Genomic DNA, 18,007 nt, shown 5'->3' with positions numbered 1-18,007 from the left:
CCGCCAGATGCTGCTATCCCTGCTGAAAATCCTTCTGTTCTTCGCGATCGTCCTGGCCCTGGCCCTGGGTGCGGTGCAGCTGTCCGAGACCGGCCAGATGCTGCGCCTGGAATATGGCGGGACCGAGATCGCGCTGACCCCGGTCAAGGCGCTGGTCGCGCTGCTGGTGCTGATGGTCGTGGCCTGGCTGATCTTCAAGCTCTTGGGCCTGCTGCTGGCGGTCCTGCGCTTCCTGGTGGGCGACGAGACCGCGATCAACCGCCATTTCGCCCGCTCGCGCGAGAAGCGCGGCTATGCGGCCTTCGGCGAGGGCATGCTGGCCGTCGCCTCGGGCGAGGGCAAGCTGGCCCAGGACAAGGCCACCAAGGCCGCGAAATATCTCAACCAGCCGCATCTGACCAACCTGCTGGCGGCGCAGGCCGCCGAGACGGCAGGCGACCGGACCCGCGCGATCGAGATCTATCGCGACCTGCTGTCAGACGACCGCACCCGCTTTGTCGGCATCCGCGGCCTCATGCGCCAGAAGCTGGCCGAGGGCGAGACGCACAAGGCTCTGCTGCTGGCGCAGAAGGCCTATGCGCTCAAGCCGCGCCACAAGGAGGTCCAGGACACGCTTCTGGAGCTGCAGACCAGGGAACATGACTGGAAGGGCGCCCGCCAGACGCTCAAGGACAAGCGCGCCCAGGGCGATCTGCCCAAGGACGTGGCGCTGCGCCGCGATGCCGTCCTGGCCCTGCAGGAGGCCAGCGACGTGCTGGCGCAGGGCAATTCGATCAGCGCCCGCGAGGCGGCGATCTCGGCCGCCAAGGCCTCGCCCGACCTGATCCCCGCCGCCGTGCTGGCCGCGCGCAGCTATGCCGCGCAGAAGGATTACCGCAACGCCTCGCGCATCCTGGAAAAGACCTGGTCGGTGCGCCCGCATCCCGATGTCGCCGCCGCCTATGCCGAGATCGTGCCGGATGAAAAGCCCGACACCCGTCTCAAGCGCTTCGACAACCTGATCCGCAAGAATCCCGACCATCTGGAGACGCGCCTGCTGAAGGCCGAGCTGCTGCTGTCGGTCGAGGATTTCCCCGGCGCCCGGCGCGCCTTGGGTGATCTGGCCGAGACGCAACCCACCGTGCGCACCCTGTCGATCATGGCCGCCATCGAACGCGGCGAGGGCGCCGATGACAGCGTCGTGCGCGGCTGGCTGACCCGCGCGCTGACCGCCTCGCGCGGGCCGCAATGGGTCTGCGACAAGTGCCACAATGTGATGCACGAATGGGCGCCGGTCTGCGACAGCTGCGGCGGCTTCGACACCCTGACCTGGCGCGAGCCGGACAATGTCCGCACCACCCCCTCGGCCACCGGCGCCGAGATGCTGCCGCTGCTGGTCGGCGCCCCGAAGCCTGCCCCTGCCGAGCCAAAGGCGGACCGCACCGAGGAGGTGCCCGACCTGACCGATCCGGTCGTCCCGCATCCCCCCGGGCCCGCCGAACCGGAACCGTCGGGCCCCGCCACGCCCGGTGCGAAGACGGCCCCGCTGTCGACCGGCGCCCCGGCTGCCCCGGCGCGCTCGGCGCGAGATCTGGACCTGCCCGCCGTCCCGCCGGGAATCGTGCCGCGTGAAAGCGACTATCGCCGCATGGACGACCCCTCGGCGACCGTCACCACGCCCGAGCCCGCACCGCCCACGCCGTCCGAGCCGCTGGTCATCACGCCGCGCCAGCTCGAGGCCAGCGCGCGGCCCCAGGGCAAGGTCGATGGCCGGTTCGACGAGGCCGCGCGCCCGATCACCGAGGCCGAGCCGGTGATGGTCCGGCCCGATGTGGAACCGAGCGATGGCAGCGATCCCGACAAGGACCGCACGCGCCCCTGACCCGAAACCGACCCCTCGGCGCGCGGCGAAAAAATCGCCCGCGCCCTCTTCCCCCGGGCAAGGGAAGATGCTATCGCCCCGTCACCATCTGATGCCGGTGTAGCTCAGCTGGTAGAGCACATCATTCGTAATGATGGGGTCGGGGGTTCGAGTCCCTTCACCGGCACCAAAGGTCCCCCGGGATCGACCAAAAAGGCCGCCCCCGGGGCGGCCTTTTGCATGTCCCCTCAGACCGCCTTCGTCTGGTTCACCCGGGCCGACAGGGCGGCGTGATCCTCGACACGCTCGGAATAGCGGTCGACCAGCTGGTTGCGGATGTCGCGGGTCAGGACGGTGAAGCGCACCAGCTCCTCCATCACGTCCACGATCCGGTCGTAATAGGGCGAGGGCTTCATGCGATCATCGTCGTCGAACTCGTCCCAGGCCTTCGCGACCGAGGACTGGTTGGGGATCGTCAACAGCCGCATCCAGCGCCCCAGGATGCGCAGCTGGTTCACGGTGTTGAAGCTCTGGCTGCCGCCGCAGACCTGCATGACCGCCAGCGTCTTGCCCTGCGTGGGCCGCACGCCGCCCAGGGATAGCGGGATCCAGTCGATCTGCGCCTTCATCACCCCGGTCATCGCGCCATGCCGTTCGGGGCTGGACCAGACCATCCCCTCGCACCAGCCGACCAGGTCGCGCAGCTCGGCCACCTTGGGGTGATCGGCCTCGACCGCATCGGGCAAAGGCAGCTCGCGCGGGTCATAGATCCGCGTCTCGGCCCCCAGGGCCTGCAGGATGCGCGCCGCCTCCTCGGCGGTCAGGCGCGAAAAGCTGCGGGCGCGCAGGGATCCGTAGAGGATCAGGATGCGCGGCCTGTGGGTGGCGGGCAGGGCGGGGCGCAGCGAGGCGGCCTCGATGGGGTGCAGGAGCCCGGGGGCGATGTTGGGCAGGTCGGTCATGGCTGGGGCCTTTCGGGAAAGCGGGCGCGGGTGCGGTTGGCAAAGGCCACGAGCGTCAGCATCACCGGCACCTCGACCAGCACGCCCACCACCGTGGCCAGCGCCGCGCCGGAGTTCAGGCCGAACAGGCTGATCGCCACCGCCACCGCCAGTTCGAAGAAGTTCGAGGTACCGATCATCGCGCAGGGGGCGGCGATCCGGTGCGGCACCTTCATCACCCAGGCCGCGCCATAGGCCAGGGCGAAGATGCCATAGCTCTGGATGATGATCGGCACGGCGATCAGCGCGATGATCAGGGGCCGGTCCAGGATGACCTCGCCCTGCAGGCCGAACAGGATCGCCACGGTGGCGATCAGCCCCGTCACCGACCAGGGCTTGACCCGCCGCCCGAAGGCGTCGATGGCGGCCGGCGATCCCAGCATCCGCCGCGTCAGCAGCCCTGCCGCCAGCGGCAGCACGACGTAAAGCACCGTGGCCAGGATCAGCGTCTGCCACGGCACCACGATGTCGGTGACCCCCAGCAGCAGCGCAACAATGGGGGTGAAGGCCACGACCATGATCAGGTCGTTCACCGACACCTGCACCAGCGTGTAGGTCGCATCGCCCCGCGTCAGCTGCGACCAGACGAAGACCATCGCCGTGCAGGGCGCAGCCCCCAGCAGGATCAGCCCGGCGATGTATTGCTGCGCATCCTCGGGGTCGATCCAGGCCGCGAAGACATGCTCGAAGAACAGCACCGCCAGCAGGGCCATGGTGAAGGGCTTGACCAGCCAGTTGACCGCCAGCGTGATCAGCAGGCCCCGGGGCTGCTTCCACACCCCCGCCACCGCCCCCAGATCGACGGCGATCATCATCGGATAGACCATTGCCCAGATCAGCACCGCCACGACCAGGTTGATCGACGCGACCTCGGCCCCCGCCACCGCGCCCACCAGCCCCGGGGCCAGGTTGCCGACGACCAGCCCCGCCAGCATGGCCAGCGCCACCCACAGGGTCAGCCAGCGCTCGAACGGCCCGAGGGCGGCGGGGTCGGGATCAGGGGCGTCGGTCATCGGGATCGGCCTTCGAAGTCGGGGGCGGGGGGCAGGCGGGGCGGGTCAGTCGCAAGGCCAGCGGGTCGCAGAGGTCGGGATGACCGCCGCAGCAATCCTTCAGCAGAAAATCCACAAGCGCGGCCATCCCCTCCATCCGCGCGACATAGCGGATCGCGCGGCCCTCGCGCTGCGACCGGACCAGCCCGGCGGCGGCGAGGATCGACAGGTTGGTGGACATGGTATTGGCATGGGCGCCGAGCGCCGTGGCGATCTCTCCGGCGCGCATCCCCTCGGGGCCCGCCACGACCAGCAGGCGGAACACCGACAGGCGGGTCTCCTGCGCAAGGGCAGAGAGGGTATCGAGGGCGGCCTTGTCTTCCATCCTTCTGGAACTATCGAAACGACATGGCCGCGGCAAGCCCCCTCAGCCGCCCCCGACCAGATCGCGATACAGATCCAGCATCCGCGACAGCGCGTCCTCCAGCCCGGCTGGGTCGAGCGCATCGGCCTGCCAGACCCGCGACAGGGCGCATCCGGCCTCATAGCCCAAGGGCAGGGCGGCGGTCGAATTCAGCGTGATCGGCGCGTCGGAGAACCCGTGCCCGCGACCGGCCAGCGCCGCGTGGGTGGTGGCGGCGGCCTCGCGCAGGATCCGCCGCCCCTCGGTCGCGCCATGGCGGGTCAGGGCATCGGCGGCGCCATGCTGCAGCGACAGCACGATCCGCTCGCCCACCGGGTCGATGAAGATCACGACATAAAGGCCGTGCCGCATGCTGCGCGTCACATGCGGGGCAAAGCAGGCCAGCCAGGGAATGCTGGCCCAGCCCGGCGCCCCAGTGCTGGCGCGCACCAGCAGCCGCTCGGGCCGCCGGTCCGTCAGCGCCCGCGCCACGGCCGCCACATCGCGGCGAAAGAACGACGCGAAGGCGCTGCCCGCCACGGGACGCTGCCGCTCGAACGCATAGCGCCGCGCCGTCAGGGACAGCGCGGCGGCCAGCGGCGACAGGATGGGGGCGTCGGTCAGACCAGCCGCCCTTCCTCCATCGCGGCGCGCACGAAGCCCGCGAACAGCGGCGCCGGCGCGAAGGGCTTGGACTTCAGCTCGGGATGGGACTGCACGCCGATGAACCACGGGTGGTCGGGATATTCGACCACCTCGGGCAGCTTGCCATCCGGCGACATGCCCGAGAACCGCAGCCCGGCCTCCTCCAGTTGCACGCGATAGGTGCCGTCGACCTCATAGCGGTGGCGGTGGCGGTCCTCGATCTCCAGCGCACCGCCATAGACGTCCGAGATGCGCGAGCCTTCCGCCAGCACCGCCGTATAGGCGCCAAGCCGCATCGTGCCGCCCTTGTCGTCGCCGACCTTGCGCTGCACGGTATAGTTGCCCTGCACCCATTCCTTCAGGTGATAGACGACCGGCGTGAAGCGCGTCTTGCCCGCCTCGTGGTCGAACTCCTCGGACCCAGCATCCGGCATCTGGGCCAGGTTGCGCGCCGCCTCGATCACCGCCATCTGCATGCCCAGGCAGATGCCCAGATAGGGCACCTTCTTCTCGCGCGCATAGCGGGCGGCGGTCACCATCCCCTCGGTCCCGCGCTCGCCGAAACCGCCGGGCACGATGATGCCGTGATAGCCGTCCAGCAGATGCGCGCCCTCGCCCTCCAGCTGCTCGCTGTCCACCCAATCGGCCTTCACACGGACCTTGTTGGCCATGCCGCCATGGGTCAGCGCCTCCGAGATCGACTTGTAGGCGTCCTCCAGCTGCGTGTACTTGCCGACGATGGCGATGTTGACCTGCCCCTCGGCATTGTAGAGGCGGTCCATCACGTCCTCCCACCGCGACAGATCCGGGCGCGGCGCGGGGCTGATCGCGAAGGCGTCCAGCACGGCGCGGTCCAGACCGGCACGGTGATAGGCCATCGGCGCCTCGTAGATCGTCTTCAGGTCATAGGCCGGGATCACGCTGTCGGGCCGCACGTTGCAGAACAGCGCGATCTTGGCGCGCTCCTTTTCCGGGATCGGATGTTCCGACCGGCAGACCAGCACGTCGGGGGCCAGGCCGATGGACTGCAGTTCCTTGACCGAGTGCTGCGTGGGCTTGGTCTTCAGCTCGCCGCTGGCCGCCAGATAGGGCAGCAGCGTCAGGTGCATCAGGATGCACTCGCCGCGCGGGCGCTCGTGGGTGAACTGGCGGATCGCCTCGAAGAAGGGCAGGCCCTCGATGTCGCCCACCGTGCCGCCGATCTCGCAGAGCATGAAATCGACCTCGTCATCCCCGATCGCCAGGAAGTCCTTGATCTCGTTGGTGACATGCGGGATCACCTGGATGGTCTTGCCCAGATATTCGCCGCGCCGTTCCTTTTCCAGCACGTTGGAATAGACCCGGCCGCTGCTGATGCTGTCGGTGCGCCGCGCGGCCACCCCGGTGAAGCGCTCGTAATGGCCCAGGTCCAGATCCGTCTCGGCGCCGTCATCGGTGACGAAGACCTCGCCATGCTCGAAGGGGCTCATCGTGCCGGGATCGACGTTCAGATAGGGGTCCAGCTTGCGCAGCCTGACGGTGAAGCCCCGCGCCTGCAGCAGCGCGCCCAGTGCCGCCGAGGCCAGCCCCTTGCCAAGCGACGAGACCACGCCGCCGGTGATGAAGATGTATCGCGCCATGAGGCCCCCGTGATGTGCAGGCCGTGGATGCCACGTCCTGAAATGCAAAACCAGTCGGCGTGCGGGTCGTCTTGGAACGACCAGCATCACGGGAGTAGCAGAATAACCGATTCGCCCCGTGGTCACAACCGACCGCAAGTTGATGTGGGGCGATCGCGCGATCGCCCCAAATTCTGGTAGCCGCCGGTTTAGTTGGTGGCGGCGGGGGCTGCGGGCTCTGCCGGGGCCGGGGGTGATGCGGCCGGCGGCGTCACCGCCTCGGCCTCGGGGGCCGGGGGCGCAACCGCTTCGGGGGCCGCCGCTTCCGGGGCCGCCGTCGCCGGGGCCTCCACAGCCGGGGTTTCCGTCACGGGTGCCGCCTCGGTCGCGGGCGGGGTCACGGGATCTGCCGCCCCGGAACCTGCCGGCGCCGTCTCGACCGCGCCCGCATCGGGTGCGTCGGGCGAGGGCGGCACCAGCGGATTGCCCGAGGTCGTCGGCGGGGGCGTGTAGGCGGGCAGACCCGGCAGGCTGCCTGCGGGCTGCTGCTGGCCGGCCGTGCCGCCGAACTGGTCCATGATCGAGCTGTTGGACGCCTGACGCGCCGCCAGGATCGTCAGCGTGATCGAGGTCGCAAAGATGGCCACGCCCAGGATCCAGGTCAGGCGGCTCAGCGCATTCGCGGCGGCCCGTCCCGACATCACGCCACCCCCTGCGCCGCCACCGCCGCCGCCCATGCCCAGCCCGCCCCCTTCGGAACGCTGCAGCAGGACGATCCCGACCAGCGTCGCTGCCAGGATCAGATGGACGGTCAGAATGACGTTTTCCACGGCTTTCGGCCTTTCATTTGCGGACGGGCCTATCTAGTCACCACAAGAGGTGATGGCAAGCGAGATGGTCCCATGACGGCGGTGATGATCCAGGGCACCGGCTCGAATGTCGGAAAGTCGCTTCTGGTCGCGGGATTGTGCCGCGCGGCCCTGCGCCGGGGCCTGTCGGTCGCCCCCTTCAAGCCGCAGAACATGTCCAACAATGCCGCCGTGACGCTGGACGGCGGAGAGATCGGCCGCGCCCAGGCCCTGCAGGCCCGCGCCTGCGGGCTGGAGCCTCTGACCGACATGAACCCGGTCCTGCTCAAGCCCGAGACCGACACCGGATCGCAGGTGATCCTGCAGGGCCGCGCCATCGGCCGCGCGCAGGCCCGCGATTATCAGGCGCTGAAGCCGCGCCTGCTGACCGGCGTGCTGGACAGCTTCGCGCGGCTCTCTGCCGCCCATGACCTGATCATCGTCGAGGGGGCGGGCAGTCCCGCCGAGGTCAACCTGCGCCCCCGCGACATCGCCAATATGGGATTCGCCCGGGCGGCGGGGGTGCCGGTGGTGCTGGCAGGCGATATCGACCGGGGCGGGGTCATCGCCCAGATCGTCGGCACCCAGGCGGTGATCGACGCGGGCGACGCGGCGATGATCCGGGGATTCCTGATCAACAAGTTCCGGGGCGATCCGCGCCTCTTCGACGATGGCTACCGGATGATCGAGGCCCGCACCGGCTGGCCCGGCTTCGGCGTGGTGCCGTGGTTCGCGGGCGCCCACCGCCTGCCCGCCGAGGATGCGGTCGATCTGCGCCACAGCCGGGGCGAGGGGCTGCATGTCGTCTGCCTGACCCTGTCGCGCATCGCCAATTTCGACGATCTGGACCCGCTGGCGGCGGAACCGGGCATCCGCCTGACCATGCTGGCCGCCGGTCAGGCGGTGCCGGGCGACGCGGATCTAGTCATCCTGCCGGGGTCGAAATCGACGCTGGGCGATCTGGCCTTCCTGCGCGCCCAGGGCTGGGACATCGACCTTGCGGCCCATCACCGGCGCGGCGGGCATGTGCTGGGCATCTGCGGCGGCTATCAGATGCTGGGCCGGGTGATCGACGACCCCTCGGGCGCCGATGGCGTGGCGGGGCAGGTCGCGGGGCTGGGCCTGCTGGACGTGGCCACGGTGATGTCGCCCGACAAACGGCTGGAGCGGGTGACGGGCACCGCTTTGGGCCAGCCCGTCTCGGGCTACGAGATCCACATGGGCCGCACCACCGGTCCCGATTGCGCGCGCCCCTTTGCCCATGTCCCCGAGGCGGACGGCGCCACCAGCGCCGATGGCCGGGTGACGGGCAGCTACCTGCACGGGCTCTTTTCCGACGACGCCTTCCGCGCGGCCTTTCTGGCGCGTCTGGGCGCGACCTCGCGTCCGGGATTCGAGGCGGGGGTCGATGCCGCGCTGGATGATCTGGCCGACCATCTGGAGGCGCATCTGGATGTCGCGGCCCTTCTGGCCGTTGCGCGATAGGTTAACGGGCCGCGCGTTGTCGGTGTACGCCCTGTGCACGGGTTGTGCTGCGGATGTGACCTTCGGGTGCTGGACGAAACCGGGTCTTCGCGCTACCTGAGGGACATGGAACAGATCAAAGCCCCCCTGACCCTGTATCTGGCCGCCCCGCGCGGCTTCTGCGCGGGCGTGGACCGCGCCATCAAGATCGTCGAGCTGGCGCTGTCCAAGTGGGGCGCCCCGGTCTATGTCCGCCACGAGATCGTGCACAACAAGTATGTCGTTGATACGCTTCGCGAAAAAGGCGCCGTCTTCGTCGAGGAACTGGACGAGGTGCCCGGTGACCGCCCCGTGATCTTCTCGGCCCATGGCGTCCCCAAGGCCGTTCCCGCCGAGGCCGCCCGCCGCGAGATGGTCTATGTCGACGCCACCTGCCCGCTGGTCAGCAAGGTCCACCTGGAGGCCGAGCGCCACCACGCGGCAGGCCTGCAGATGGTCATGATCGGCCACGAAGGCCACCCCGAAGTCCTTGGAACCATGGGACAATTGCCCGAGGGCGAGGTGGTCCTGGTCGAGACGGCGGCGGATGTGGCGACCGTCCAGGTCCGCGATCCCGCCCGCCTGGCCTACATCACCCAGACGACCCTGTCGGTCGACGACACCGCCGGAATCGTCGCCGCCCTGCAGGCCCGCTTCCCCGCGATCATCGGCCCCGCCAAGGAAGACATCTGCTATGCCACCACCAACCGCCAGGCCTCGGTCAAGGCGGTCGCCCCGCATATCGATGCGCTGCTGGTGATCGGGGCGGAGAACTCCAGCAATTCCAAGCGACTGGTCGAGGTCGGCCGGGCCGCCGGATGTGCCTATGCGCAGCTGGTGATGCGCGCGGCTGAGATCGACTGGAGGGCGCTGGAGGGCATCCGCTCGGTCGGGGTCACCGCCGGCGCCAGCGCCCCCGAGGTGCTGGTCAACGAGGTCGTCGACGCCTTCCGCGCCCGCTATGACGTGACCGTCGAGATCGTCGAGACGGCGGTCGAGCGGGTCGAGTTCAAGGTGCCCCGGGTGTTGCGCGAGGCTGTCTGAGCGCGCCGGGGGCCTGCCCGTCGCCGGCTGGTCCTCGGACCAGTGGCGCACCATCCGGCGACCCCCGGGATATTTGCGCCAAGATGAAAGGGCTGGGCATGCGGCTTTATTCGATGCCTTCGTCGGGCAACAGCTACAAGGTCAGGTTGTTGGCGGCGATGGTCGGGTTGCGGCTGGAGACGGTCCATTGCGAATTTCGCTCGGCGGCGCTGGAGGCGGCGAAGGCCCGAGGGGCGCTGCCCTTTGGCAAGGTGCCGGCCTTGCAGGTCGAGGGTGGCGTCGTGCTGGCCGAATCCAATGCGATCCTGTGCCATCTGGGCGAGGGGACCGCGTTCTGGCCTGCGGATGCGGTGAACCGCGCGCAGATGCTGGGCTGGATGTTCTGGGAGCAGTACAACCACGAGCCGGTCATCGCGGTGCGGCAGGCGTTGGTCACCTATCCCCATCGCGCCGCCGATGCGACGCCCGCGCGGCTGGCGGATCTGCTGGAGCGCGGCCATGCCCTGCTGGGCGTGATGGAGGCGGCGCTGGCGGGCCGGGACTGGCTGGCGGGGGATGCGGCCAGTCTGGCGGACATCTGCCTTTATGCCTATACGCACAGCGCCGGACCTCGCGGCGGGTTCGAGATGGATCGCTTTCCCGCCCTGCAGGCCTGGCTGGACCGGGTTGCGGCCCTGCCGGGGCATGTGAGGATCGATGACTGACCTGTTCGCCTGGACCGACGGCGCCTGCAGCGGCAATCCCGGGCCCGGGGGCTGGGGCGTGCTCATGCGCGCGCTGGACGGCGCCACCGTCGTCAAGGAGCGCGAACTGGCGGGGGGCGAGGCCGCCACCACCAACAACCGGATGGAGCTGATGGCCGCGATCAGCGCGCTGGAGGTGCTGACGCGTCCGACCCGGATCGTGATCGTCACCGACAGCGCCTATGTGAAGAACGGCGTCACCCAGTGGATCCACGGCTGGAAGCGCAACGGCTGGAAGACCGCCGACAGGAAGCCCGTCAAGAATGTCGAGCTGTGGCAGCGGCTGGATGCGGCGCAGGCCACGCATACCGTCGAGTGGCGCTGGATCAAGGGCCATGCGGGCCATGCCGAGAACGAGCGCGCCGACGAGCTGGCCCGCGCCGGCATGGCGCCCTTCAAATGAGCCCGGACGCGCTGGTCGCGGCGCTGGATTACGGATCGGTGCTGATCTTCGCGCTGACCGGGGCGCTGGTGGCCAGCCGGGCGCAGCTGGACCCGGTGGGCTTCATCTTCATGGCGGCGCTGACGGCGGTGGGCGGCGGCACGCTGCGCGACCTGATCCTGGGGCGCGAGATGGTCTTCTGGGTGGCGCAGCCGGCCTATGTGGTGCTGGCGGCGGGGGCGGCGCTGGTCGTCTTTTGGACCGCCCATCTGTTCGAAAGCCGCTATGACTGGCTGGTCTGGCTGGACAGCGTCGCGCTGGCCGTGGCGGTCGCCGCCGGCGCGGGCGTGGCGATGGAGGGCGGGTTCGGCGCCGTCATCGTCATCATCATGGGGGTCGTGACCGGCACCTTCGGCGGGCTGATGCGCGACGTGGTGGGCAACGAGGTGCCGCTGGTCCTGAAACAGGGGCAGCTGTACCTGACGGCGGCCTTCGGCGGCGCGCTGGTCGCGGTGACGCTGGACTGGATGGGGCTGGCGCGGCCGCAGGCGCTGATCGCCGGGGCGCTGGTGGTCTGGGGGCTGCGGGCGGGCAGCCTGTGGTTCGGCTGGCGGCTGCCCGTCTATCGCCCCCGCCCGCCCCGGACGCGCGGCTAGCGCGGGCCCAGGATCACCGCAGGCCCTCCCTATCGCAAAATCGGGGGGCCGTCGCTGGCCGCGATGTTCTGCACGCCCGCCTTCAGGCCCTGGCCGATGCGATGGGCCATCTGCGACCATGCGCGCGCAGACCAAGGGGGCAGGGTGCGGCGCAGGGACTCGTCGAACAGCGCCAGCCAGATCGCGAAATGCTCGGGGCGGACATTGCCCGCCTGCAGATGCGCGCGCATCGGGCTGCCGGCATAGCCTCCCTTGTGCAGGATCGCGTTCGCCCAGAAGGCGGTGATGCGGGCCTCGTGCGAGGGCCAGTCGCCGACATGTTCGGCAAAGATCGGGCCCAGCACCTCGTGGCGGCGCACGGCGGCGTAGAAGGTCGCGATCGCGCGCGCGATCTCGGGCTCGGTGATGTCGAAGCGGGGGTCCATGACCCGCATCTGGGGCAGGGGCTGCGTGGTTGCAAGGGGTTTTGCGGCGGTGCTATGGCAGGCGCACCGGTCGCAGCCCACCCGGTCAAAACAGGAGCCCCCGATGAGCCATTACACCGACGCGCTGACCCAGCTTGGCGCCGAGACCCGCCTGCCCGCCAGTCCCGAAGAGGCCGTGCTGGAACGGGTGCCCAATCCGCAGCCCGGCCAGACCTATGTGGTGCGTTTCACGCAACCGGAGTTCACCAGCCTCTGCCCGCTGACCGGCCAGCCCGATTTCGCGCATCTGGTGATCGACTATGTGCCCGGCGACTGGCTGGTCGAATCGAAGTCGCTGAAGCTGTATCTGGGCAGCTTCCGCAACCACGGCGCCTTCCACGAGGATTGCACGGTGGGCATCGGGCGCCGCATCGCGGAGTTGCTGGATCCCGCCTGGCTGCGGATCGGCGGCTACTGGTATCCGCGCGGCGGCATGCCGATCGACGTCTTCTGGCAGACGGGGGCGCCGCCCGCGGGGCTGTGGCTGCCCGACCAGGGGGTGCCGGGCTATCGCGGTCGCGGCTAGCCGCGCCAGGACCGCCAGATGATCGACAGCGTGTCGGCCAGATCGCCGGCGCGCGCCATCAGATGCTCGGGCTCGGGGGCGGTGCTGTCGGTGCCGCGGTCCAGCCCGGCCATCAGGCGGGACAGGCGGCGGCGATGGATGCCGGTCCACAGCTGCACCGGATCCGCGATCAGCCCCGCGAAGGTGGTGATCAGCGACCCCGCCACCGCCAGCGCCAGCCCTGTGGCGACGATGGCCAGCGGAGAGATCTCGACCGGAAAGGCCCAGTACCAGGCGCGGCCAAGCGTGTCCCCCAGGGCGAAGTCGCGCACCGCCGCGCCGTGCGCGCGCATCTGGGCCATGGGCCCGGCCAGCGAGATCATCCCCGGCGTGGCGCGGTGGAACAGCGCCAGCCCCAGCCCCAGCACGATCAGCGAGGTGGTGATCTCGGCCACGGCATTGCGCGTCTCGGCATGGCGGCGCAGGGCGGTCTCGATCTGCGCGGGTGCGGCGTCGGGGCCCAGCCCCTCGGCCTGCAGCTGGGTGATCAGCGCGCTAAGGTCGTCCTCGATCTGCCGCGACACGTCCGAGCGCAGGAATACCCGCCGCGACCGCAGCCAGGCCCCCGCGCGGGCCGCGCCAAGCCGCCCCAGCACCCAGGCCATGAGCTGCATCAGCAGCGCCACCGGGGCCAGCATGACGTTCAGCGGCGCGCGCAGCAGGTCGGCGCCAAGCGCGTGGCGGTGCAGCGACCAGGTGCCGCGCAGCCCGTAGCGGCGGGCGGCAAAGCGGCCAAGCGCGGCATCTCGGCGGGACTGGCGCGTGCGGAGGGGGGCGGGGGGCATGGCGATCCTGCGGCAGGGAGTCGGGAACAGCCTAACCCGGGACGCGGCCCGACACAAAGGTTCGGCGCTTGCAGCCCCAAGCGGCGCTTTCTATAGAGGGCGCATGAAATTTCCGGCGTTCGGATCTCGAATTAGCAGCCCGGCGGCGTGAGGTTTCGCGCCGCCGGGTCAGCCTTGTCCGAACATCTTTCAAAGGAACGCCCCGATGGCTGCCGACATGCCGACCGACGCCCCCGATTACCGCGACACCGTCTTCCTGCCCCAGACCGAGTTTCCCATGCGCGCCGGACTGCCCGCGCGCGAGCCGGACTGGCTGGCCCGGTGGGCGCGGATCGGCATCTACGACCGGCTGCGCGAGAAGGCCGCCGCGGCGGACGGGACCCGCGCGCCCTTCGTGCTGCATGACGGCCCCCCCTATGCCAACGGGCATCTGCATATCGGCCACGCGCTGAACAAGACGATCAAGGACATCATCGTGCGCAGCCATCAGATGATGGGCCGCGATGCGCGCTATGTGCCGGGCTGGGATTGCCACGGCCTGCCGATCGAATGGAAGATCGAGGAGAAGTACCGCACCGAGGGCCGCGACAAGGATGCCGTCGACGTGGTCGAGTTCCGCCAGGAATGCCGCCGCTTTGCCGAGGGCTGGGTTCAGATCCAGCGCGCGGAATTCGAGCGCATGGGCATCACCGGGGCCTGGGACCGGCCCTATCTGACGATGGATTTCCACGCCGAGGCGGTGATCGCGGCCGAATTCATGAAGCTGGTGATGAACGGCGCGCTCTATCAGGGATCCAAGCCGGTGATGTGGTCCCCGGTCGAGAAGACCGCCCTGGCCGAGGCCGAGGTCGAGTATCACGACCATACCAGCCACACGATCTGGGTGCGGTTCGGGGTGGTGAGCGGGTCGGGTATTTTTTCAAAGGAGAATGACGCTCGGGTGGTCATCTGGACCACGACGCCCTGGACCATTCCGCAGAACCGGGCCGTCGCCTTCAACCCGGCGATCGCCTATGGGATGTACGAGGTCGGCGCGGTGGCCGAGGGTTCGACCGCGCAGCTGGGCGAGCGTCTGGTGCTGGCCGATGCGCTGGCCGAGGGCGTGATGGCACAGGCCAAGGTGACGGATTTCAGCCGCGTCGCAGACGTGACCGCCTCCGATCTGGAGGGGCTGGTGCTGGCCCATCCCCTGCGCGGGGTCGAGGGGGGCGCGGGCGAATGGGATTACGACGTCCCCATGCTGCCCGGCGATCATGTGACCGACGAGGCGGGCACCGGCTTCGTGCATACCGCGCCCAGCCATGGCGACGACGATTACCAGCTGGGGCTGCGCTTCCGGCTGCCGATGACCTATAACGTCGAGCCCGACGGCAGCTATCGCCGCGACCTGCCGATCTTCGGGGGCGAGGCGATCATCCAGCCCGATGGCAAGGACGGCCCGGCCAATGTCAGCGTCATCAAGCAGCTGGCCTGGGCGGGCGCGCTGCTGGCCAAGGGCAAGATCAAGCATTCCTACCCGCATAGCTGGCGGTCCAAGGCGCCGCTGATCTATCGCAACACGCCGCAATGGTTCGCCGCCATCGACGTGCCGCTGGAGGACGGGATGGGGCAATACGGCGCCTCGATCCGGGCCCGGGCGCTGACCTCGATCGACAAGCTGGTGACCTGGTGGCCGCGCTCGGGGCGCAACCGCATCCAGTCGATGGTCGAGAACCGGCCCGATTGGGTCCTGTCGCGCCAGCGGGCCTGGGGCGTGCCGCTGACCTGCTTCGTGAAGGCGGGCGCCCGCCCGACCGATCCCGACTTCCTGCTGCGCGATGACCGCGTGAACGCGCGCATCGTGGCGGCCTTCGAGGCCGAGGGCGCGGATGTCTGGTATCGCGACGACTTCAAACCGCGGATGCTGGACGGCATCGCTGACCCCGAGGCCTATGACAAGGTGACGGACGTGCTGGACGTGTGGTTCGATTCCGGCTCGACCCATGCCTTCGTGCTGCGCGACCGCGAGGATGGCGCCCCCGACGGCATCGCCGATGTCTACATGGAGGGCACCGACCAGCATCGCGGCTGGTTCCAGTCCTCGCTGCTGCAGGCCAGCGCCACCAAGGGCCGCGCGCCCTATCGCAATGTCGTCACCCACGGCTTCACGCTGGACGAGAAGGGCATGAAGATGTCCAAGTCGCTCGGCAACACCATCGTGCCCGCCAAGGTGATCGAGCAATACGGCGCCGATATCCTGCGCCTCTGGGTCGCACAGGCCGACTACACCGCCGACCAGCGGATCGGTCCCGAGATCCTCAAGGGCACCGCCGACAGCTATCGCCGGCTGCGCAACACGCTGCGCTTCCTGCTGGGCGCGCTGCACGGCTTCGACGAGGCCGAGCGCGTGGCGCCCGCGGACATGCCCGAGCTGGAGCAGTGGGTGCTGCACCGGCTGGCGCAGCTGGATCACCAAGTCCGCAGGGGCTATGACCAGTTCGACTTTCAGGGGGTGTTCCAGACGCTGTTCCAGTTCTGCACGGTGGATCTGTCGGCCTTCTATTTCGACGTGCGCAAGGATGCGCTCTATTGCGACGCGGCGGACAGCCCTCGCCGGCGCGCGTCGCGGACGGTGCTGGACATCCTCTATCACCGGCTGGTCACCTGGCTGGCGCCGATCCTGCCCTTCACGATGGAGGATGTCTGGCTGTCGCGCTTCCCCTCCGAGGATGACAGCGTGCATCTGCACGACTTCCCCACGACGCCGGCCGACTGGCTGAACGAGCCCCTGGCGGTGAAATGGGAGCATGTGCGCCGCGCCCGCCGCGTCGTCACGGCGGCGCTGGAGGTCAAGCGGACCGACAAGACCATCGGCGCCAGCCTGGAGGCCGCGCCGGTCGTGCATGTCGAGGATGCGGACATGCTGGCAGCGCTGACCTCGGTGGCCTTCGCGGATGTCTGCATCACCTCGGACCTGTCGCTGACGCGCGATCCGGCGCCGAGCGAGGCGTTCCGCATGGCCGAGGCGCCCGGCATCGGCGTGGTCTTCGAGACCGCCGAGGGCGACAAGTGCCTGCGCTGCTGGAAGATCCTGCCCGATGTCGGCACGCACAGCCATCCGGGCGTCTGCGCCCGCTGCGATTCGGTGCTGGGGTGAGCGATGCCGGCCTGCGTGAGGCCATCCTTGCGCAGGTCGGACGGCTGCGGCCCGGCACGACCTGCTGCCCCAGCCAGATTGCTCGCGATCTGGCGACGGACTGGCGCCCGCTGATGGCGCCCCTGCGTCAGGCGGCGCTGGATCTGGCCGGCGAGGGCCGTATCCGCGTCATGCAGAAGGGCCAGCCGGCCGGACCTGCGCCGCGCGGGCCGATCCGGCTGGCGGCGGTCGATGACGTGCCTCCGGGGGAGGGGCGCTAGGGCCTGCCATCCGGGCCCTGTCCAAAGACGGGCAGGGGGCCTAGGTCAGACCAGCCACCAGCCCTTGGCCTTCAGCTGGTTGCGGATCATGCGCTCGGGCTTGGGTCCGGTGCGGTCGGCAAAGACCGGGCGGACCTTGTCGCGGCCCTTTTCCTGATAGACCAGCTTGCGGACCGGCTCCCATTCGCGCAGCACGCGCTTGATCTTGTTGGGGGCCACGGCGGCCTCCAGCGCGGTGATCGCATGGTCCGATTGGAGTGCATAGAGCAGCGGCAGCTTGCGATAATGGCAGGTCACCTCGCCGTCGAGGCCCGCCAGTTCGGGGCCGGGGCGACCTCCGCCAAAGGAGCGGATGACCACCGGCAGGACCGCCTGATCCAGCCAGGGCTCCATCACCTGGCAGGCCAAGGCGTCATGGGGATTGTCGCGCAGCGCGCGGGCCCAGTCCAGGAACCGCTGCCCGAATTCCGCCGGATCGGCCCCGAAGAACCAGCCCGCGTTGAAATAGAGGTAGCGTTCCCAATGCTCGTCGGGCTGCGTGGGGTCCAGCGTATCCTCGAAGGGAACGCCGAACCGGTCATAGATCGACTTCCAGATCTCGCCATAGCCGGGCCCGTAGAGGGGCGGCAGCGGCCAGGTGCCCTCGCGTCGCATCGAGGCCGAGGGGTGGTCGAAATCGAAGGCCACGCGGTCCAGCGGGCCGGTGATCACGGTGTCCGTGTCGAAGAAGACGAAGGGCTCGTCCGGGGGCAGCAGGGCCAGCGCCTCGATCTTGTTGCCCTGCGGATAGGCGGCGCCGAAATGATGCGCGACGAAGGGGGTGATCTCGGCCCCAAGCTCGGTCAGGAGCGCGCGGCAGGGGTCCGAGATGCGGGTGTTCGTCTCGCTCCAGGCGCCTTCGGGAAGCGGTTCCGCGACGATCACCTTGCCGGTCCAGTCGGGGGCGTGCGCGCGCAGGCTGGCCATGAAGATGACCGCCTCGTATTCCAACCGTCCGGACTGGGCGACGATCAGCAGATTGGGTTGCTTGTTCTTGAGCGCAGCCACCGGGACCCCCGTTTTTCCAACTTGGTCCTCAGCCTAGACCTGCAACGGGTTCAGCAAAACCCCTTCGAGCAGAAGCGGGGCGCATTTTATGCATT

The 18,007-nt window shown here is 69.3% G+C and carries 18 protein-coding genes and 1 tRNA gene; 10 read left to right on the top strand and 9 right to left on the bottom strand.

From position 1 onward, the window contains the following. Positions 1-7: 7 nt before the first annotated feature. Positions 8-1,861, top strand: a complete 1,854-nt coding sequence (locus FA743_RS14965) for a heme biosynthesis protein HemY (RefSeq protein WP_136886906.1) — start codon at positions 8-10, stop codon at positions 1,859-1,861. A 93-nt stretch (positions 1,862-1,954) separates the two neighbouring features. Next, positions 1,955-2,030: transfer RNA gene (locus tag FA743_RS14960), tRNA-Thr, on the top strand. Between the two features lie 58 nt (positions 2,031-2,088). Here the strand turns inward: FA743_RS14960 and arsH are convergent. The 6 genes from arsH to secG all read right to left on the bottom strand — a co-directional run bounded on the left by arsH (position 2,089) and on the right by secG (position 7,309). Then, a complete protein-coding gene (gene arsH / locus FA743_RS14955; protein ID WP_136886905.1) occupies positions 2,089-2,802 on the bottom strand; it encodes an arsenical resistance protein ArsH in 714 nt (237 codons plus the stop codon). Then, the gene (gene arsB, locus FA743_RS14950; protein ID WP_136886904.1) at positions 2,799-3,854 is read right to left on the bottom strand and encodes an ACR3 family arsenite efflux transporter; all 1,056 of its coding nucleotides are present in this window, start codon (positions 3,852-3,854) and stop codon (positions 2,799-2,801) included. The genes arsH and arsB overlap by 4 nt, the downstream gene beginning before the upstream one ends. Then, positions 3,838-4,218, bottom strand: a complete 381-nt coding sequence (locus FA743_RS14945) for an ArsR/SmtB family transcription factor (protein WP_136886903.1) — start codon at positions 4,216-4,218, stop codon at positions 3,838-3,840. The genes arsB and FA743_RS14945 overlap by 17 nt, the downstream gene beginning before the upstream one ends. A 42-nt stretch (positions 4,219-4,260) precedes the next feature. Next, positions 4,261-4,968: an MrcB family domain-containing protein gene (locus FA743_RS14940; protein ID WP_136886902.1), complete on the bottom strand. Its 708-nt coding sequence runs from the start codon at positions 4,966-4,968 to the stop codon at positions 4,261-4,263. Beyond that, complete coding sequence (locus FA743_RS14935; protein WP_136886901.1) at positions 4,857-6,500, bottom strand: CTP synthase; 1,644 nt, start codon at positions 6,498-6,500, stop codon at positions 4,857-4,859. The genes FA743_RS14940 and FA743_RS14935 overlap by 112 nt, the downstream gene beginning before the upstream one ends. 188 nt (positions 6,501-6,688) lie before the next feature. Further along, a complete protein-coding gene (secG, locus tag FA743_RS14930; RefSeq protein ID WP_136886900.1) occupies positions 6,689-7,309 on the bottom strand; it encodes a preprotein translocase subunit SecG in 621 nt (206 codons plus the stop codon). Positions 7,310-7,381: 72 nt separating this feature from the next. On the opposite strand from secG, the gene FA743_RS14925 reads away from it, so the two are divergent. From FA743_RS14925 to FA743_RS14905, 5 genes are all read left to right on the top strand, one after another. Next, positions 7,382-8,812, top strand: coding sequence for a cobyric acid synthase (locus FA743_RS14925; protein WP_136886899.1), 1,431 nt, complete (start codon positions 7,382-7,384; stop codon positions 8,810-8,812). 105 nt (positions 8,813-8,917) lie between these two features. Beyond that, positions 8,918-9,874 carry a 4-hydroxy-3-methylbut-2-enyl diphosphate reductase gene (ispH, locus tag FA743_RS14920; RefSeq protein ID WP_136886898.1) on the top strand — a complete coding sequence of 319 codons (957 nt, stop codon included), beginning with the start codon at positions 8,918-8,920 and terminating at the stop codon, positions 9,872-9,874. 98 nt (positions 9,875-9,972) lie between these two features. Continuing rightward, positions 9,973-10,578 (top strand): glutathione S-transferase family protein, encoded by a 606-nt coding sequence (locus FA743_RS14915; RefSeq protein WP_136886897.1) that lies wholly within the window; start codon positions 9,973-9,975, stop codon positions 10,576-10,578. Further along, positions 10,571-11,020: a ribonuclease HI gene (rnhA, locus tag FA743_RS14910; RefSeq protein WP_136886896.1), complete on the top strand. Its 450-nt coding sequence runs from the start codon at positions 10,571-10,573 to the stop codon at positions 11,018-11,020. Before FA743_RS14915 ends, rnhA begins: the two co-directional genes overlap by 8 nt. Further along, complete coding sequence (locus tag FA743_RS14905; protein WP_136886895.1) at positions 11,017-11,655, top strand: trimeric intracellular cation channel family protein; 639 nt, start codon at positions 11,017-11,019, stop codon at positions 11,653-11,655. Before rnhA ends, FA743_RS14905 begins: the two co-directional genes overlap by 4 nt. Positions 11,656-11,684: 29 nt before the next feature. On the opposite strand, the gene FA743_RS14900 is transcribed toward FA743_RS14905, so the two are convergent. Next, entirely contained in the window at positions 11,685-12,080 is a 396-nt protein-coding gene (locus FA743_RS14900; protein ID WP_136886894.1) for a group III truncated hemoglobin, read from the bottom strand. Positions 12,081-12,183: 103 nt separating this feature from the next. On the opposite strand from FA743_RS14900, the gene queF reads away from it, so the two are divergent. After that, positions 12,184-12,645, top strand: coding sequence for a preQ(1) synthase (gene queF, locus FA743_RS14895; protein WP_136886893.1), 462 nt, complete (start codon positions 12,184-12,186; stop codon positions 12,643-12,645). On the opposite strand, the gene FA743_RS14890 is transcribed toward queF, so the two are convergent. After that, positions 12,642-13,469 carry a DUF6635 family protein gene (locus tag FA743_RS14890; protein ID WP_136886892.1) on the bottom strand — a complete coding sequence of 276 codons (828 nt, stop codon included), beginning with the start codon at positions 13,467-13,469 and terminating at the stop codon, positions 12,642-12,644. The genes queF and FA743_RS14890 overlap by 4 nt on opposite strands. A gap of 205 nt (positions 13,470-13,674) precedes the next feature. Between FA743_RS14890 and ileS the strand changes: the two genes are divergently transcribed. Then, on the top strand, positions 13,675-16,605 hold the full coding sequence (gene ileS, locus FA743_RS14885; RefSeq protein WP_136886891.1) for an isoleucine--tRNA ligase: 2,931 nt from the start codon (positions 13,675-13,677) through the stop codon (positions 16,603-16,605). Next, positions 16,602-16,865: a DUF3253 domain-containing protein gene (locus FA743_RS14880; protein ID WP_136886890.1), complete on the top strand. Its 264-nt coding sequence runs from the start codon at positions 16,602-16,604 to the stop codon at positions 16,863-16,865. The genes ileS and FA743_RS14880 overlap by 4 nt, the downstream gene beginning before the upstream one ends. A 45-nt stretch (positions 16,866-16,910) precedes the next feature. Here FA743_RS14880 and FA743_RS14875 read toward each other — a convergent pair whose 3' ends face one another. Next, the gene (locus FA743_RS14875; RefSeq protein WP_136886889.1) at positions 16,911-17,912 is read right to left on the bottom strand and encodes a hypothetical protein; all 1,002 of its coding nucleotides are present in this window, start codon (positions 17,910-17,912) and stop codon (positions 16,911-16,913) included. Positions 17,913-18,007: the final 95 nt, after the last annotated feature.

Origin of the sequence: Paracoccus gahaiensis, assembly GCF_005048225.1 — a bacterium.
GTDB classification, from domain to species: Bacteria; Pseudomonadota; Alphaproteobacteria; order Rhodobacterales; family Rhodobacteraceae; genus Paracoccus; species Paracoccus gahaiensis.
This window is presented reverse-complemented; position numbering and strand designations above follow the sequence as displayed.

What these genes read in the sequence shown, in the direction of transcription:
- FA743_RS14900 (WP_136886894.1), bottom strand. Translation starts at nt 12,080, where the DNA reads ATGGACCCCCGCTTCGACATCACCGAGCCCGAGATCGCGCGCGCGATC.
- arsB (WP_136886904.1), bottom strand. Translation starts at nt 3,854, where the DNA reads ATGACCGACGCCCCTGATCCCGACCCCGCCGCCCTCGGGCCGTTCGAG.
- arsH (WP_136886905.1), bottom strand. Translation starts at nt 2,802, where the DNA reads ATGACCGACCTGCCCAACATCGCCCCCGGGCTCCTGCACCCCATCGAG.
- FA743_RS14935 (WP_136886901.1), bottom strand. Translation starts at nt 6,500, where the DNA reads ATGGCGCGATACATCTTCATCACCGGCGGCGTGGTCTCGTCGCTTGGC.
- ileS (WP_136886891.1), top strand. Translation starts at nt 13,675, where the DNA reads ATGGCTGCCGACATGCCGACCGACGCCCCCGATTACCGCGACACCGTC.
- FA743_RS14905 (WP_136886895.1), top strand. Translation starts at nt 11,017, where the DNA reads ATGAGCCCGGACGCGCTGGTCGCGGCGCTGGATTACGGATCGGTGCTG.
- FA743_RS14965 (WP_136886906.1), top strand. Translation starts at nt 8, where the DNA reads ATGCTGCTATCCCTGCTGAAAATCCTTCTGTTCTTCGCGATCGTCCTG.
- FA743_RS14915 (WP_136886897.1), top strand. Translation starts at nt 9,973, where the DNA reads ATGCGGCTTTATTCGATGCCTTCGTCGGGCAACAGCTACAAGGTCAGG.
- ispH (WP_136886898.1), top strand. Translation starts at nt 8,918, where the DNA reads ATGGAACAGATCAAAGCCCCCCTGACCCTGTATCTGGCCGCCCCGCGC.
- rnhA (WP_136886896.1), top strand. Translation starts at nt 10,571, where the DNA reads ATGACTGACCTGTTCGCCTGGACCGACGGCGCCTGCAGCGGCAATCCC.
- FA743_RS14925 (WP_136886899.1), top strand. Translation starts at nt 7,382, where the DNA reads ATGACGGCGGTGATGATCCAGGGCACCGGCTCGAATGTCGGAAAGTCG.
- queF (WP_136886893.1), top strand. Translation starts at nt 12,184, where the DNA reads ATGAGCCATTACACCGACGCGCTGACCCAGCTTGGCGCCGAGACCCGC.
- FA743_RS14945 (WP_136886903.1), bottom strand. Translation starts at nt 4,218, where the DNA reads ATGGAAGACAAGGCCGCCCTCGATACCCTCTCTGCCCTTGCGCAGGAG.
- FA743_RS14890 (WP_136886892.1), bottom strand. Translation starts at nt 13,469, where the DNA reads ATGCCCCCCGCCCCCCTCCGCACGCGCCAGTCCCGCCGAGATGCCGCG.